This window comes from Cohnella rhizosphaerae (assembly GCF_029525575.1).
Classification (GTDB): domain Bacteria; phylum Bacillota; class Bacilli; order Paenibacillales; family Paenibacillaceae; genus Cohnella; species Cohnella rhizosphaerae.
On record NZ_JAPDIA010000009.1, the window covers coordinates 1,171,761 to 1,187,531 of the forward strand.

A 15,771-nucleotide genomic window follows, 5' to 3' on the forward strand; every position below is an offset into this window, starting at 1 on the left:
CTAAAGGAGATGAGGCGCCGTGGGCCCAAAGCCGAAGCTGCTTCTATTCTCCCATCTCAGCGGCGTCGACGTGATGACCGGAGCGGAAAAGCTGTTCCTCCTCTTCATCCGCGAGCTCGCGGCGCACTTCGACTGCAGGCTGGTCGTGCCGCAGGAGGGCGTGCTCGCCGCGCAGGCGCGCGCCGCCGGGATCGGGACGATTGAAATGGAGCTGCCGCTCAGCCTTGCGCTGTTCAGCGCGCTGCCCCAGGTGGACGCCGAGATCGGCGCGCTGCCGTCGCATCCGGCGTGGGAGCCGCTCGTCTTCCTGATGCTCCGCGAGTCGCCGGATTACGTCTGGACCAACACGACCGTGCATCCGATGCCCGCGATGGCCGCGACTTCTCTTGGCATTCCGACGATCTGGTCGGTCATGGAGACGATGCGAAATGCGCCGCACCGGCCGCAGGCCGCTGCGATCGTGAGTCTATACAGCCAGCTGATCGTCGGCATCTCGGACAGCGTGCTGGAGCCTTACCGCGAATCCGGCGCGGGCGGCAAGACGGTCGTGCTGCGGCCGTACGTCGAGCCGTCCGCCCACGCTCCGGAGCGATGGCCGGACATCCGCGCGCGCCAGCGCAGCCGTCTCGGCTTCGGCGAGGAAAACTTCGTGGCCGGCTTCGTGGCCGCCACGATCTATCCGAACAAGGGACTGCTCGAGTTCGTCCACGCGATGGTCCCGCTCATGAAGCAGCACCCGGGCGTACGCGCGATGATCGTCGGCAAGTCGGTCGACGAAGCGTATGTCCATATGTGCCGGGAGTTCATCTGGCGCCAGGATCTGAGCAGCCGCTTCGCCTGGATGGAATTCCGCGAGCAGATCGAGGAAATCTACGCCCCGATGGATGCGGTCGTCGTCCCGAGCCTCGTCCCGGAGGGCTTCGGCATGACCGCGCTCGAGGGGATGATGTTCGGCAAGCCGGTCGTCGCCTTTGCGGCGGGCGGACTGCGCGAAATTCTCGAGCAGGCGGAGGCCGGCGCGTGGCTCGTGACGACGGGGCATACGCAGGGGCTGACGGAACGGCTTTCCATGCTGCTAAGCGATCCGGCGCTGCGCCAGTCGCTCGGCGCGAACAACGCCAGACTCGCGGCGGAGCGCTTTAGCGTCGGGCGATTCCGCGAGGCGCTCGGCGCCTGGCTCCGGCGTCTGCCGCCGCCGGCGTCCGCCCGGCCGGAGGCGCCGCAGCCCGAGATTCCGCAGCAGGGGCTTCTGCGCGGCGCGGGCAAGGGCACGGTGTACCTGATCCAGAACGGCCGCAAGCGTCCCTTCACCACGCCGAAGGCGCTGCGGGATCACGGCTTCCGCTTCGAGGACATCCGGGACGTTCCGGAGCTTGTCCTCGACTTCATCCCGGACGGGGAGCCGCTGATCGAAGCGGCGAGCCGCAGGCCGCGGCGGGGACGCCGGCGCCTGCGGAAGCGCGGTCGCTCCCGGATTCGCGGGATGCGTTCGGGCGCCGTCCGCCGCGGGGGACGCGGCCGCAGGCGAATCGCCGGGCGAAGCGGCGGACGCAGGAGAAGAAAGTCAACATCTGCGAGGAAAAGGAAAGGAAGATGATGGCATGCGAGTCGTCACGATCCTGGGCACGCGGCCGGAGGTTATCCGGCTCAGCCTGCTCACGCGCCTTCTGGACGATCTCTCGAGTCGTCACGTGATCGTGCATACCGGGCAAAATTTCTCGCCGAGGCTGAATGACATTTTCTACGAGGAAATGGCGCTTCGGCAGCCCGACGTTCAAATCGCGGCGCGCAAGGAAACGGTCGGGGCCCAGCTGTCCGCCACGTTCGCCGCGGTCGAGGAAGTGCTGCTGCGCGAGCGGCCGGACCGCGTGCTGCTGCTCGGCGACACGAACAGCGCGCTGTGCGCGGTGCTTGCGGAGCGGCTCGGCTTTCCGGTCGTGCATATGGAGGCGGGCAACCGCTGCTTCGATCTGGCCGTGCCGGAGGAGAAAAATCGCCGCATCATCGACGCGGTGTCGACCGCCAATCTCCCTTATACGGAAAACAGCAAGCAAAACCTGCTGCGCGAGGGCTTTCCCGTCGCGCGGATTTTCAAGACGGGCAATCCGATCTTCGAGGTGCTCGAGCACTACAAGCCGAAAATCGACGCCAGCGACGTGCTGGAGCGGCTGAAGCTGCAGCCCGGCGGCTATCTGCTCGCCACGATCCATCGCGCGGAAAACGTCGACGATCCGGGACGGCTGCGGGAGATCGTGACCGGCCTCGGCATGACGGCGGAGCAGCAGGGGATGCGGCTCATCTGCAGCCTGCATCCGCGGACGCGCTCGCGCCTCACGACGGACATGGCCGAGCTGATCCACCCGCTGCTCGAGTTCCACGAGCCGTTCGGCTTTTTCGACTTTGTGCGGTTGGAGCGCAGCGCGCGCTGCGTACTGACCGACAGCGGGACGGTTCAGGAGGAATGCTGCATCTTCCAGGTGCCCGCGGTCACGGTGCGGCGGACGACCGAGCGCCCGGAGACGGTCGATTGCGGCAGCAACATCGTGTCCGGCGTCGAGGCGCGCGCGATCGCCAGGTCCGCGGACGCGATGATTCGTCTCGGCGCGGGCTGGCAGCTGCCTGAGGGCTATGGGGACCGTCAAGTATCTGCAAAGGTGGCCAAATACGTGCTTGGAGGGATGATGGATGTATGAGGGGAAACGCATCCTCGTAACCGGGGGCACCGGCTCATGGGGGCATGAGCTGGTGCGTCAGCTATTGACGCTCGGGCCGAAGGAGATCATCGTCTATTCGCGAAGCGAATCCAGCCAGGTGGCGATGAGCCGCGAGTTCGAGGATCCCCGGCTGACTTTTTTCATCGGGGACGTGCGGGACCGCGAGGCGCTCTCCAAGGCTTGCCAGGGCGTGGATATTCTGTTCCACCTGGCTGCGCTGAAGCATGTGCCCGTGTGCGAGATCCAGCCGTACGAAGCGCTCAAGACGAACGTGCTCGGAACGCAAAACGTCGTCGAGGCGGCGATCGAAAACAAAGTGGGACGCGTCATCAACATCTCGACCGACAAGGCGGCGAATCCGTCCAACTTTTACGGCATGACCAAGGCGATCGGCGAAAAGCTAATCGTGTACGCGAACCTGCTGAAGTCCGACACGAAGTTCGTCTGCGTACGCGGCGGCAATGTGCTCGGCACGAACGGCAGCGTCATTCACCTGTTCATGGACCATATCAAAAACCGCGGCCAGGTCAATCTGACCCACCGGGACATGACGCGCTTCTTCCTCACGCTTCAGGACGCGATCAAGCTGCTGTTCAAGGCGGTGGAGGTGAGCGTGGGCGGAGAGATTTTCGTCATGAAAATGCCGACCTGCCGGATCGTCGATCTCGCCGAGGTGCTCATGGACGCCATGGGGAGGTCCGCCGAGATCGTGGAGACGGGCGTACGCCCGGGCGAGAAGCTCGACGAGATTTTGCTCACCGAATACGAGAGCCAGAGTACCGTCGAATACGACGACGAATATCTGGTCATTCTGCCCACGCTCGAGCTCGAAGGCCTACAGGCGCACTACGACGCCTATCCGCGGGCGGAGCTGCACAGCTACAGCTCGGGAACGGGGCTCATGAACTACGATGAAATCCGGAGCATGCTGGTGAGAGGGGGATTCCTCCAATGAGAGTGCTGGTGCTCGGCGGAACCGGGATGGCAGGGCATGCGATCGCGGCCTATCTGCAATCGCGAGACGGTTATGAAGTGACGGTGACGGTCCGTTCGGCAGCGGATATCCCGGTCGTTCAAAGCGCGTGCGGCGGGATTGGGAACCTGGCGGGGGGGCGAAAGCGGAATCGGCGAAAACGGCGAAGGCGGGCGGGCGGCGCTTGGCGTCCGTCTGCTGGACGTTCGCCGATTCGAACAGGTGGCGGACGCGGTCGCCGAGGTGCGGCCAGACGCGATCGTCAACGCGGTCGGCGTGCTGAACCGGCAGGCCGAGGAGCATCCGCTGGACGCCTATCTCGTGAACGGCCTGCTGCCGCACTGGCTGCGGCATCTGTGCAGGCGCGAAGGCGGCAGGCTGATCCACATCAGCTCGGACTGCGTATTCCTTGGCGACCGGGGCGGCTACACCGAGACGGAGCAGCCGGACGGCGTGACGGTATACGCGCGCAGCAAGGCGCTCGGCGAGATCGCGGATCCCGCTTGCCTGACGCTGCGCACCTCGATCGTCGGGCCGGAGCTGCGCGATCAAGGCGTCGGCCTGCTCAAGTGGTTCCTTGGCAGCAAGGGCAGCGTGCCCGGCTACGTCAACGTTAGATGGAACGGCGTGACGACGCTGGAGCTGGCTAAAGCGGTGGAATGGGGGATCGCCAATCCGAACGTAGGCGGTCTGGTGCATCTGACGGCGCCCGAAGCGGTGAGCAAGCATGAACTGCTCGGCCTGTTCGCCGATACATTCTGGAAAACGGACGTCCGTATCGTGCCGGCGACGGAGCCGGCGATCGACCGCACGCTGGCGCCGACGGCGAGCGGCTTCGACTACCGGCCGCCGGGCTATGCGCAGATGCTGGCGGAGCTGCGGCAGTGGATGGCGGGCGGCGCGGATTGATGCGGGTCGTCGTCACCGGCGCCGCGGGCTTCAGCGGCCGGCATGCGAGCGAACGGCTGGCGTTGGCGGGCATGGAGATCACGGCCGTCGTCTCTCCGCGCGCGCCCGCAGCCGGACGTCGGCCCGTTGCGGGCGCCGCAGTCGAGCTTGCCTGCGATCTGACGGACCGCGCGTCCGTCCGGTCGCTGCTCGATCGGGTTCGACCCGACGCCGTGCTGCATCTCGCCGGCCGCAATGCGGTCGACGAATCGTGGCGCGCGCCCGATCTGGCGCTGGCCGCCAACCTGCTGTCGACCGTCTACGTGCTTGAAGCCGCCCGCGCGCTCCCGGATTGCCGGACGCTGGTCATCGGTTCGATGCTGAGCCCGCGTCCGGACGAAGATCTGACGCGCACGCTGCATCCGTACGGCTTCAGCAAGGCGCTGCAGGTGACGGCTGCGCTGGCCTGGCAGCACTGGTACGGCCAGCAGGTGATCGTCGCGGAGCCGTGCAATCTGATCGGGCCCGGCGGCAGCGCCGGCATCTGCGGCAAGATCGCGCGCTGGGCCGCGGCCTGCGAACGGGACGCGGAGAGGGGGCGGGAGCCGGCGCCGTTCCGCCTGTCCTCGCTGGAGGAGCGGCGCGATTTTCTCGACGTACGCGATGCCGCCGCCGCGTACGCGACGCTGCTGCGGACGGGGGGAGCCGGGCGTCCGCTACGCGCTGGAGTCCGGCACGCTGCGCAGCCTCGGCGAGGTGAAGGCGGCGTTCGACCGGGCGAGCCGCGTGCCGCTGCGCTGGGAGATCGGCACGGCTGGCGGTCCGTCGCCGCAGGCGCGGCGCGCGGACGCGATCCGCGAGCTCGGCTGGCAGCCAGCGGTCCCGTTCGAGCGTTCGATCGCCGATACGCTGCAGTCCGAGCGGGAGCGGGCGGACGAATCGGCTTAAGCATCTTGAATTTACCGGAAGGGTGGAACCGGCATGAACAGCCCGCACGCCGGGAAATCCGGCAGCCTGGAGGACGGCCCGGGCGCAGCCCGGCCGAAGGTGACCGCCGTCATTCCTTTTTATAACGATAAGTACATCGGAGAAGCGGTCGAGAGCGTGCTGGCCCAGCGCATCGAGGGGCTGGAGGTCATCGTCGTCGACGACGGATCGACGCGGGAAGCGTGGCGGCTCCAGCGCTTCCGGGACCGCATTCATGTACTCGGCAAGGCGAACGGGGGGGACGGCGAGCGCGCTGAACCACGGCTTTCGCATGGCGCGCGGCGAATACGTCGCCTGGCTCAGCTCGGACGACCGATGGCTGCCGGGCAAGCTCGCGCGCCAGCTTGATCATATGGAGCGGACGGGGTCCGCGATCAGCCACACCGCTTTCCGCACGATCAATGCCGCAGGCGTGCCCGGTCCGAAGCCGGTACGGCTCGCCTTCGAGAGCCGGTACGACTTCTACCGGTCGCTGCTGCGCTCGAATGCGATCAACGGCTGTACGGTGATGATGCGCAAGGCGCTGTTCGAGCAGCTCGGCGGCTTCGACGAAAGCGCGGTTTTTACCCATGACTACGATCTGTGGATTCGCGCGATTCTGGCCGGCTACCCGCCTACCTATATGAACGAACCGTTGACGGAATACCGCAAGCATGCCGGGATGGGGACGATCCTCAACCAAGGTAAAGCGGAGGCGGAATTCATGGCGACGGCGGCCAAGTACAGGGGCAGCCTGAGCCGGCTGCTCGGCGCGCTGCGGCCGACGGTCGGCAGAGGCAGATAACGAAGTCGAACAAAAAAGACGCCCGGCGTTTTATTTCGCCGCGGCGTCTTTGCAAATCGTCAATCGATTAAGTGAGTTCGCGTACAGAGAGCTATCGCGCAAAAGTGCACGATCGAGGGCCGCATCCGTTCGTCGCTTTCCGTCTATCGCGCAAAAGCGCAGCATTTTTCTCCGAAACATCGAGTTTCTCGCTAAAAAAGAGGGGGATCTACCGCGCACTTTTGCGCGATAGATCCCCAAAAACGCCATACCCGTGTTTGATGATGCACTTTTGCGCGATAGCACAGGACGAAGATAGGCGGGAAGGCATGCGGGTTGACGCAAATGAGAACGATGTGCATCGCTCGCGCTACATCCGCCCGCGCCGGATCAAAGGGTCCAGCGCACCAGCAAGCCCGCCTGCGTCAGGCCGCTGCCGAACCCGTACAGCGCGACCGTCTGTCCGGCGGCAAGCCGGCCGTCCTTCACGGCGAGGTCGAGCGCCAGCGGGATCGATGCGGCCGACGTATTGCCGTACTCGGCGGCGCTCGTCAACGCACGCTCGTAAGGCATGCCGAGCCGCTCGCAGATCGCCTCGATCATGCGCAGGTTCGCGCTGTGCGGCACGATCCAATCGAGCGCCTCTGCGGCGAGCCCGCTGTCCCGCAGCAGGCTTCGCACGCCGTCCGGCACGGTGGAGAGCGCCCACTTGTATACCTCGCGGCCGTTCTGCACGATGCGGCCGCCGCCTTCGAGCGGCTGGCCGTTCCAGTCGCTCGACAGGCCCGAGGCGTAGACGTGGATGCCGCCGCTGCCGTCCGTGACGGCGTGCGACGCCAGAAACCGGCCCTCGTCCGACCGCTCGACGAGCACGGCGCCGGCGCCGTCGCCGAACAAGATGCAGGTGGAGCGATCCGCGTAATCCGTAATCTTGCTAAGCGTCTCGCAGCCGATCACGAGAATCTTGCGGTACATGCCGGTCAGTATCAACCCGTTCGCCGTCTGAAGCGCGGAGACGAAGCCCGCGCACGCCGCGTTCAGGTCGAACGCCAGCGCGGCCTTGAAGCCGAACGCCGCCTGCACGCGCGAGGCGACCGACGGAAACGGATTGTCCGGCGTCGTAGTGGCGACCAGCACGCCGTCGATATCGTCGGTCGAGGTCGGGTATCTGCGCAGCAGATCGCGCACGGCGGCGATGGCGAGATGGCTCGCGAACTCGTCCTCGGCGGCGATACGGCGCTCGCTGATCCCCGTGCGGCGGACGATCCACTCGTCGTTCGTATCGACCATGGCGGACAGCTCTTCATTGTTCAGGATGCGCTGCGGCACATGGCTGCCGATCGCGGTGATGGCGGAACGGGATTGGAGCGGCATGGCAGATTCCTCCTTGGATTGGCTCCAGGTATTAGTACCAGGTTTTAATTTCATCATACACTTCCCGAACCGAAGAGTCAATTGATTGGAAAGAGTCAATTGGGTGGCGTCATAATTATAGATCACGCGTGCCATTTAACGTAGCAGCCTTATCGCCAGCTGTACTTCTTGCCCGGCTGCGGATCTTCTTTTTTGGAAGCATACTTATTGCTTTGGAAAAGTAAAAAAGGACCGCTCACCTGTGGAATATCAGGCAAGCGGTCGTTGCGTTATCGGATTAAGGGCGTCCCGGAGAACCGTCCGGCAGCCTTGCCAGCGTCCATTCCGGCAAGTCGTTGCGGCACGGATACTTCGCCGCAAGCGCTTCGTTCAGCTCGATTCCCAGGCCAGGCTTTTCGTTCGCGAAGGCATATCCTTGACGAAGCTGCGGCGTACCGACGAACACTTCTTGCGCGCGCTCGGAAAATTGGTTCCATTCCTGGATGCCGAAGTTCGGCGTCGCCAAGTTGAGATGCAGGTTCGCGGCGTGGCCGATCGGCGATACGTCGCCCGGTCCATGCCAAGCGGTGCGCACGCCGAACGCTTCGGACAGCGCCGCGAGTTTCCGCGCCGGCGTGATGCCTCCGATGGCGCTGACGTGGCATCGGATGAAGTCGATCAGCCCTTGCGAGATAAGAGGCACCCATTCCATCGGATGCACGAACAGCTCGCCCATCGCGATCGGCGTCGCGCATTGCGCGCGGATCCGCTTGAATCCCTCCAATTGCTCCGGCGCTAACGCATCTTCTAAATAGAACAGCCGATAGGGCTCGACGTTCTTCGCGAGGCGCACCGCTTCGCTGATGGACAGCCGTTCATGAATATCGTGAATCAATTCGAGTTCTTCCCCGACGTTCACGCGGATGTGCTCGAACATCTTCGGCACGCTGCGCGCGTAGGCGTCCGGATCGAAATACGCGCCAGGCAGCGCGCCTTCCGGCGGCTTTACGTCATGGCGGCCGCCGTAGCCGCCGAACTGGCAACGAACGTGGCGAATGCCGTCCGCCATGTATCTGCGGACGTTGTCTTCCAGCTCGCTGAAGTCGCGTCCGTCCGCGTGACGGTATACCGCGGCCGCTTCGCGAACCTTGCCACCCAGAAGCTCGTACACCGGCATATTCGCCAGCTTCCCCCTTGATATCCCAAAGCGCCATATCGACGCCCGAAACCGCGTTATTCAGTACCGGCCCGTTGCGCCAATAGGAGCTGACCATGGCGGTTTGCCAAATATCTTCGATTCGGCGCGGATCTTTGCCGATGAGGAACGGCTTCATGTAATCCTCGATCGCGCTGGCCACGGCTAAATAGCGTTGCGTAAAAGTCGCGCAGCCTAATCCGTACAGGCCCGGCTCGGACGTTTCGATCTTCACGACGACCAGATTGATGTTGTCAGGCGCAGTCAGAATTGTCTTTACGTTCGTGATGCTCAATTTGTTCATTTAAGATTCCCCCTCCTGATTGTCCTTCGACGAAGACGCCGACGCAGGCTTGAAATGCGCGCCCCAGTTGTTCTTTCCGTCTTCCGGCATGCCCGGAAGAATCACTCCGCCGTAATGGCATCGCCAGGATAAGCGCGGGTCCCGCGGGACCGACTGATATTGATCATCGCCCCTTTGATACCATTATCGAACATAAGATTGGAAAATTCACGCATCAAATTGATCGGCGCGCGATAATTGATGCGATCATCCGATCCATCCTGTCGATCGGTTCATTCAAGAAATCCGCAAACTCGCAAATGCCCGCGTTATTGACGAGCAAATCGACATGGCCCAGCGCGCCGTTCGCTTGCTTCGCCAAATCGAGCGCCCGTCTTGCGAGCCAAGATCGATCGGAAAAACAGGGCAGTACTCTCCCATACGATATTAAAGCAGGCTGTCGAAACAGCCTGCTTCTTGCGCTACGTCATCTCATTATTGAACGGCGACTTTGTCGAAGCTTTCCGATTGCACTTGCGGTACACTGCATTTACTTAACATTGTCAAAATCGTGCAACTGAAGAAGACGAATCGACGGCACGGCAAGAAAAAATAAGCCTTCGAAATCGGTGGAAAAGTCCAAGACCTGCAAAGACGCCCATTCGTTCATGCAGTACGATACAACTAAGCAAAAGCAATAATATATAAATGAGAACGGAGGGAATACGATGGGCGGTATCGGTACATCCGGCATCATATTGCTTGTGTTGATCGCGTTGCTGTTATTCGGACCGAACAAGCTCCCTGAACTTGGCAAAGCATTCGGTCGCACGTTGCGCGAATTCAAGAAGGGCGCTAACGATTTATTAATCGATACGAAACCTGCAAGCAGTGTCGACATTTATCCGGAACAGGCTGAGCTGACGAAAGCGGAACGGAGACTGCCGGAATAAAGCGATTGTGTAACGAACAAAATTTCATGGGGCCGCTTCTCGATGCGAAACGACTTTTCGCTTTAGGGGCGGCCTCATTGTCGCGGGGGCGAAAAGTGATAGATGGCCGAAAACCAAAGCGCACAACGCAGTGACGAATGGATGCCGCTCACGGATCATCTGGGCGAATTGCGCAAACGGATTATTTTTTGCTTAATCGTATTCGTTATCGGCCTTATCGGGGGGCATGTTCGGTTCTCAGCCTGTATTCGATTATTTGGTGGAAGCGGCGCCGTCGAAGAACTTGAATCTGCACGCGTTTTCACCTTGGGATGCCATCGGTCTTTATATGAAATTTGCTTTTTTTAATCTCATTCGTCGCAGCGATTCCATTCGCCATGTTCCAGCTGTGGTTATTCGCGAAACCGGCGTTAGGGGAAAAAGAGCGGATGGCGACGCTCTTATTCGTTCCTTGGGCGCTTGTCATGTTTCTCGTCGGCTTGGCTTTCTCTTATTTTGTCGTTTTTCCGATGGCATTCGTGTTCACGGAGAAGGTTACGATCAATTTGGGGCTTGAGCAGACATACGGGGCGTCGCAATATTTTTCGTTCTTGATCAACCTATTGCTGCCGATCTCTCTGTTGTTCGAACTTCCGCTCGTCATTTTATTCTTGAGCCGTATCGGTATTCTAAGCCCTGCACTGCTTGTGAGGATAAGGAAAATTGCTTGGCTTATTTTGATCGCGATCGGCGTAATGGTTACGCCGCCGGACGTTGTATCGGATTTACTCGTCGCACTACCGCTCGTGCTGCTATATGAAGTCAGCGTATTCTTGTCCAAGCTTGCCTTTGGAAGAAGACAACGGACATTGGAGCGCCGAGAGGCGTTGCATGAAGCGTAATCCGTTTTTTGGCGACTGGGTTTTGAACTTCAATGTCATGTTGAAGTTCAAGGCTTTTTTTTATATCAACCCGGAATGAGCGCAAAAGTGAATCGCCGGATAAATGAACCATCGGCGAGCAAAGTCAGTTTTGTGCAAACGCTGTGTCGCAAACGCCGTCCGGATGCCCGAAGAAAGCCCTGCCTTACGCCTCATAAACAATAAACTCTGCAAAGACGTTGCCTTGTTTTCACAGTAGGATAAGACTAATCGAAAGGCTATTCATCGAAATGGAAGCAGGGAGGAACAGCAATGAAAGCGTTGCAAATCGTCGGTGCCGGGCAATTCCGAATCGTGGATGCGGAAATGCCCAATATTCAGGATCATCAGGTGCTGGTAGAAATCCAAATGGTGTCGACTTGCCCGCGCTGGGACATGAACATGATGGCCGGGCGAGATATGTTCAATTATGACGAAGCTCCGGAATATCCGCTGCCGATCGGTTTTCCGGGGCATGAGATGGCGGGCGTCGTCAAAGCCGTGGGGCCAGGCGTATACCGCTTCGCCGTTGGAGATCGCGTCGCGGCCCTGGAGCATATCGTCCCCAAAGGAGCCTATGCACAGTTCGCCGCTTACCGCGAAGAAGAGCTGATCAAGCTTCCCGACAGCATAACGCTTAAGCAGGCGGTGTCGTTCGAGCTGTTGAAATGCGTGGTCATCGGGTTAATGCAGCTCGGCGATCTCAGAGGAAAGTCGCTGCTGGTGTCGGGTCTCGGACCTGCCGGCATTCTGGCGGTACAGGTGGCTCGCTTGTGGGGAGCTTCCCGGGTCGTCGGTATCGATCTAAGCGAAAGCAGGATTCAATACGTTCGGAATCTGGGCATTGGTACGGTCATGCATGCGAACGAATTGCAGGATGTGCGTTTTGACCTCGGATACGACTGCGTGGGCGCGGCCTCTTCGATTCAAAATGTACTCTCTCATGTGAACGAGCATGTCGTCATCTTCGGGGTGCTGCGCGGAGACATTACTTATCCTGAAAACTTGTGGGCGCGGGGTACCAAGCTGGAATCGTATAAATACAGGCCCGTAGGTCCGCGGGATCATCAACTACTAATCGATCTTGTCGTGAACAAGGGGCTCAACACCGAATGCCTCCAAACCCATCACGCGTCTTTCGCGGATTATGGCCAAGCCGTTGAGCTGTTGAACCGGCAGGAAGCGATAAAAGTGTTCTTCTGTCCGCAGACCGATTTTCTATCGGCTGGCGATCATCCGGGACAATCCGCCGCGGCTTGCCGCCAAGGAAGAACCGGCATGAAGGGCAAGGGCGTAGTCTTTACCGGCAGATTAAAGGTCTCTTATCAGGATGTGGACATTCCCGAACCGCTAGCCGATGAAGTCGTTATCGATGTCGAGCATTCCTGGATCAGTATCGGCACGGAATCGTCCTTTCTCCGGTGCGACCGAATCGCGGGCGAGACTCCTTACAGGGAAGGCGACCCTGAGCCTTTTCCCCAGATTAACGGCTATCAAAAGGTCGGCGTCATCGTAGCGGCAGGCGTTCAGGTGCAGGAATTCAAGCCGGGCGATCGGGTATTCGCGACCATGGGCCGCGTGAACGGCATGGCATTTCCGAGCGGCGGCCATGTCTCTCCGGCGGTTACCCACGTCAGCCAGGTATGGAAGCTTCCCCAAGACGTCAATGCGGAAGCCTACTCCGGGATGGTATTGACTCAAGTCGGATACAACTGCGGATCGAGACCGGACATTCGTGCCGGAGCTTGCGCAGTCGTGATCGGGGACGGACTTGTCGGGCAATGGGCAGCCCATACGCTGCTTCATAGAGGCGCGCGGGTGACGGTGCTTGGCAGGCACGATGAACGGTTAAACCTGCTGCCGGATCGGGTTGCCAAGGTCAATACTCGCATAACGCGAGCCGCCGATGCGCTTCATGAGGACAGCGGAGCCATTGCCGTCGTTGTAGATACGGTTGGCTCGCTGGATTCGGTTAAGGCGCTTCAACCGCTGATGAAGCACAACAGTCACCTTGTATCCGCAGGCTTCCTGGGCAATGAAGGGATGATTGATATCCAATCGCTGCGTGCCCAAGAGATTACGCTGCATAGTCCTTCCGGCTGGGACCGGGAACGAATGGATGCCACGCTGCAGGGCATTACGGAAGGCTGGCTTCCGACAGAGCCGCTTATTACGCACCGGTACCCGGTGGAACGTGCCGAAGAAGCCTGGGCGCTTATTCTCGATCCGAGACAATCCTGTCTTGGCGTCGTGCTGAATTGGAAGTCGTAACTATGCCGCCGCACAGGAAGAGGGCTTGGAACCATACAGGAAGAGGGCTTGGAACCATACAGGAAAAGGGCTGGAACCATACGGGATGCGAGGAGGAAGCATAGGTTGAGCAAGAAAGCGAATCATGCGCATTTCCGTTCAGCCAGACCCATTTGGCCGAAGGATCGAGAGCTGGACAGAAATCTGACCGCCGGGTTCAGGGGCGTGGCAGCCAAGCGCAAGGACGACAGATTAACGCTCCACATCGCCGCATCGACCCTGTATCGCTGCTATTTGAACGGCCGGTTCGTTGGGCACGGTCCCGCCCGAGGACCCCATGGACACTACCGGGTCGATGTATGGGACCTGAGCGAACATGCGAACGAGGGCGACAACATCATTGCTATAGAAGTCGCGGGCTACAATATCAACAGCTATTACGTACTCGATCAGCCTTCTTTTGTGCAAGCGGAAGTTCGGGCCGGCACGGAGGTCCTTCTCGCTACGACGGCCGAGCGCGGATTTGAGGCGGCTCTGTTAAAGGAACGCATTCAGAAGGTGCAGCGATTCAGCTTTCAGAGAACTTTTGTCGAGGCATACGCGCTCCAATCGGGTTTCGATCGCTGGCGCTCGGACATGAGCGCACCATTCGATGCCGTCATCTGCGCGGAGACAAACGAAAAGCTGATGATTCCAAGAGATGTTCCCTTGGCTGCGTTCACCGTGCGCCATCCGATTGCGCTATACGCAAGAGGTGAAGTTGCCCGCCGCAAATCGCAAGGCGTATATTGGCGAGATCGATCTCTCACGGATATTGGACCTCTCCTGGGAGGTTATGAAATGGAACAACTGGCCTTCATTCTGTCGGATGAGTTGACCGATCTGCCGGCTCATAGCCTTCGTATCATTCGGCAGCCGCTTGCGCAAGGCAGCTCGCTGAAGCTCAAGCCCAACGAGTTCGGGATTATGGATATGGGAATCAACAGGACCGGGTTCATCGGAAGCACTGTTCGATGCCGCATTCGTACATTGCTGTACATTACGTTCGACGAGGTGCTGCGGGAGGACGACGTTGATTTTTTGCGGTTCGGTTGCGTGAATGCCCTGCGATATGAGCTTGAGCCGGGAACCTACAGGCTGGAATCGTTCGAGCCGTATACGCTGCGTTATATGAAGTGGATCGCAGCCGAAGGGGCGTGCGAGGTATCCGAGGTTTATATGAGGGAGTACGCCAACGCCGCTGCCGGCAAAGCGCAGTTTGAATCCGGCGACGAACGGCTCAATGTGATATTCGAAGCAGGAAGGGAAACTTTCCGCCAGAACGTTGTCGATCTGTTCATGGATTGCCCGTCAAGGGAGCGGGCCGGATGGCTCTGCGACAGCTACTTCATGGGACGGGCGGCGTTCAGCCTGACAGGTCAGACGAAGGTGGAGCGAGCCTTCTTCGAGAATTACCTTTTGCCCGATGGCTTTCCGCATTTACCTGAAGGTATGCTCCCGATGTGCTACCCGGCGGACCATTACGATGGCGTGTTTATTCCGAATTGGTCGCTATGGTTCGTGATCCAACTGGAGGAATATCTGGAACGGAGCGGAGACCGGCAGTTGATCGAAGCGATGCGGGCGAGAATCCTTGAATTATTCGATTACTTCGAACGGTTCAAGAACGAAGACGGACTGCTGGAGCGTCTTGAAGGCTGGGTATTCCTGGAGTGGTCCAAGGCGAACGAATTCGTACAGGACGTCAATTATCCTAGCAATATGCTTTATGCCGCTTCGCTTGCCGCCGCTGGACGACTCTATCGTTTGCCGCATCTCCTGCAAGAGGCCGAGCGGGTGAATCAGGCTATTCGTGAGCAGTCCTTCAACGGAAGCTTTTTCATTGACCATGCAGTGAGAGAGGATGGCCGGTTAGTCCAAACTCCGAATAAGAGCGAGGTTTGTCAGTATTATGCGTTCTATTTCGGCACAGCCGATCCCGAGAGAGATCCCGAGCTGTGGCATACGCTGCTCACCGGGTTTGGGCCATCCAGGAAGCGGACGAATGCCTATCCGGATGTTCACGAAGCGAATGCTTTTATCGGGAATTACTTACGCCTAGAATTGCTGGCCCGCTACGGATACGTACAGCAGTCGCTGGATGAATCTGCGGATTACCTGCTGTATATGGCGGAACGAACCGGGACGCTCTGGGAGAATGACGGGGATTACGCCAGCTGCAATCACGGATTCGCTTCGCATGTCGTACACAGCCTGATACGCGATGTGCTAGGCGTCTATCAAATTGACCCGATCGCCAGAAGCATTACGCTAAGATTGAACGATCTGGAAATTTCATGCTGTAAGGGGGTGCTGCCGTTAGAGGGCGGAGCGATCCGCGTAGCGTGGACCAAGGCAAGCGGGCGCGTGGAATATCGGATTGACGCTCCTCCGGGCTACAAGGTGAAAGTCGAGAATCGGACTGGTTTACCGCTGCATAGCAGGATGGATGAGACAATTTGAATCGATACATC

At 59.9% G+C, this 15,771-nt stretch carries 12 protein-coding genes and 1 pseudogene; 10 read left to right on the plus strand and 3 right to left on the minus strand.

Going from position 1 to position 15,771, the window contains the following annotated elements; all coding sequences use genetic code 11:
* Nucleotides 1-19 precede the first annotated feature (19 nt).
* The 6 genes from OMP40_RS39380 (at nt 20) to OMP40_RS39405 (ending at nt 6,346) form a co-directional block, all read left to right on the plus strand.
* Nucleotides 20-1,597 (plus strand): glycosyltransferase family 4 protein, encoded by a 1,578-nt coding sequence (locus OMP40_RS39380; RefSeq protein WP_277539651.1) that lies wholly within the window; start codon nt 20-22, stop codon nt 1,595-1,597.
* A gap of 4 nt (nt 1,598-1,601) precedes the next feature.
* Nucleotides 1,602-2,693 (plus strand): non-hydrolyzing UDP-N-acetylglucosamine 2-epimerase, encoded by a 1,092-nt coding sequence (gene wecB, locus OMP40_RS39385; protein ID WP_277539652.1) that lies wholly within the window; start codon nt 1,602-1,604, stop codon nt 2,691-2,693.
* On the plus strand, nt 2,686-3,669 hold the full coding sequence (locus OMP40_RS39390) for an SDR family NAD(P)-dependent oxidoreductase (RefSeq protein WP_277539653.1): 984 nt from the start codon (nt 2,686-2,688) through the stop codon (nt 3,667-3,669). The genes wecB and OMP40_RS39390 overlap by 8 nt, the downstream gene beginning before the upstream one ends.
* Nucleotides 3,670-3,909: 240 nt before the next feature.
* Nucleotides 3,910-4,596: a sugar nucleotide-binding protein gene (locus tag OMP40_RS39395; RefSeq protein WP_420872146.1), complete on the plus strand. Its 687-nt coding sequence runs from the start codon at nt 3,910-3,912 to the stop codon at nt 4,594-4,596.
* Nucleotides 4,572-5,648 carry an NAD-dependent epimerase/dehydratase family protein gene (locus OMP40_RS39400; protein ID WP_277539655.1) on the plus strand — a complete coding sequence of 359 codons (1,077 nt, stop codon included), beginning with the start codon at nt 4,572-4,574 and terminating at the stop codon, nt 5,646-5,648. Before OMP40_RS39395 ends, OMP40_RS39400 begins: the two co-directional genes overlap by 25 nt.
* Nucleotides 5,649-5,776: 128 nt before the next feature.
* Nucleotides 5,777-6,346: a glycosyltransferase gene (locus OMP40_RS39405; protein ID WP_277539656.1), complete on the plus strand. Its 570-nt coding sequence runs from the start codon at nt 5,777-5,779 to the stop codon at nt 6,344-6,346.
* A gap of 369 nt (nt 6,347-6,715) precedes the next feature.
* On the opposite strand, the gene OMP40_RS39410 is transcribed toward OMP40_RS39405, so the two are convergent.
* From OMP40_RS39410 to OMP40_RS39420, 3 genes and pseudogenes are all read right to left on the minus strand, one after another.
* On the minus strand, nt 6,716-7,699 hold the full coding sequence (locus OMP40_RS39410) for a ketoacyl-ACP synthase III (RefSeq protein WP_277539657.1): 984 nt from the start codon (nt 7,697-7,699) through the stop codon (nt 6,716-6,718).
* A gap of 277 nt (nt 7,700-7,976) precedes the next feature.
* Nucleotides 7,977-8,849, minus strand: coding sequence for an enolase C-terminal domain-like protein (locus OMP40_RS39415; protein WP_277539658.1), 873 nt, complete (start codon nt 8,847-8,849; stop codon nt 7,977-7,979).
* Between the two features lie 73 nt (nt 8,850-8,922).
* Nucleotides 8,923-9,177 (minus strand): annotated as a pseudogene (locus OMP40_RS39420) (starvation-sensing protein RspA); the annotation flags it as partial.
* A gap of 707 nt (nt 9,178-9,884) precedes the next feature.
* Between OMP40_RS39420 and tatA the strand changes: the two are divergent.
* The 4 genes from tatA (at nt 9,885) to OMP40_RS39440 (ending at nt 15,760) form a co-directional block, all read left to right on the plus strand.
* Nucleotides 9,885-10,109 carry a twin-arginine translocase TatA/TatE family subunit gene (gene tatA / locus OMP40_RS39425; RefSeq protein WP_277539659.1) on the plus strand — a complete coding sequence of 75 codons (225 nt, stop codon included), beginning with the start codon at nt 9,885-9,887 and terminating at the stop codon, nt 10,107-10,109.
* Nucleotides 10,110-10,486: 377 nt separating this feature from the next.
* Complete coding sequence (gene tatC / locus OMP40_RS41015; protein WP_338131396.1) at nt 10,487-10,990, plus strand: twin-arginine translocase subunit TatC; 504 nt, start codon at nt 10,487-10,489, stop codon at nt 10,988-10,990.
* A 291-nt stretch (nt 10,991-11,281) separates the two neighbouring features.
* Entirely contained in the window at nt 11,282-13,279 is a 1,998-nt protein-coding gene (locus OMP40_RS39435) for an alcohol dehydrogenase catalytic domain-containing protein (RefSeq protein WP_277539660.1), read from the plus strand.
* Between the two features lie 204 nt (nt 13,280-13,483).
* Nucleotides 13,484-15,760 carry an alpha-L-rhamnosidase-related protein gene (locus OMP40_RS39440; RefSeq protein WP_277539661.1) on the plus strand — a complete coding sequence of 759 codons (2,277 nt, stop codon included), beginning with the start codon at nt 13,484-13,486 and terminating at the stop codon, nt 15,758-15,760.
* The last annotated feature ends 11 nt before the right edge of the window (nt 15,761-15,771 follow it).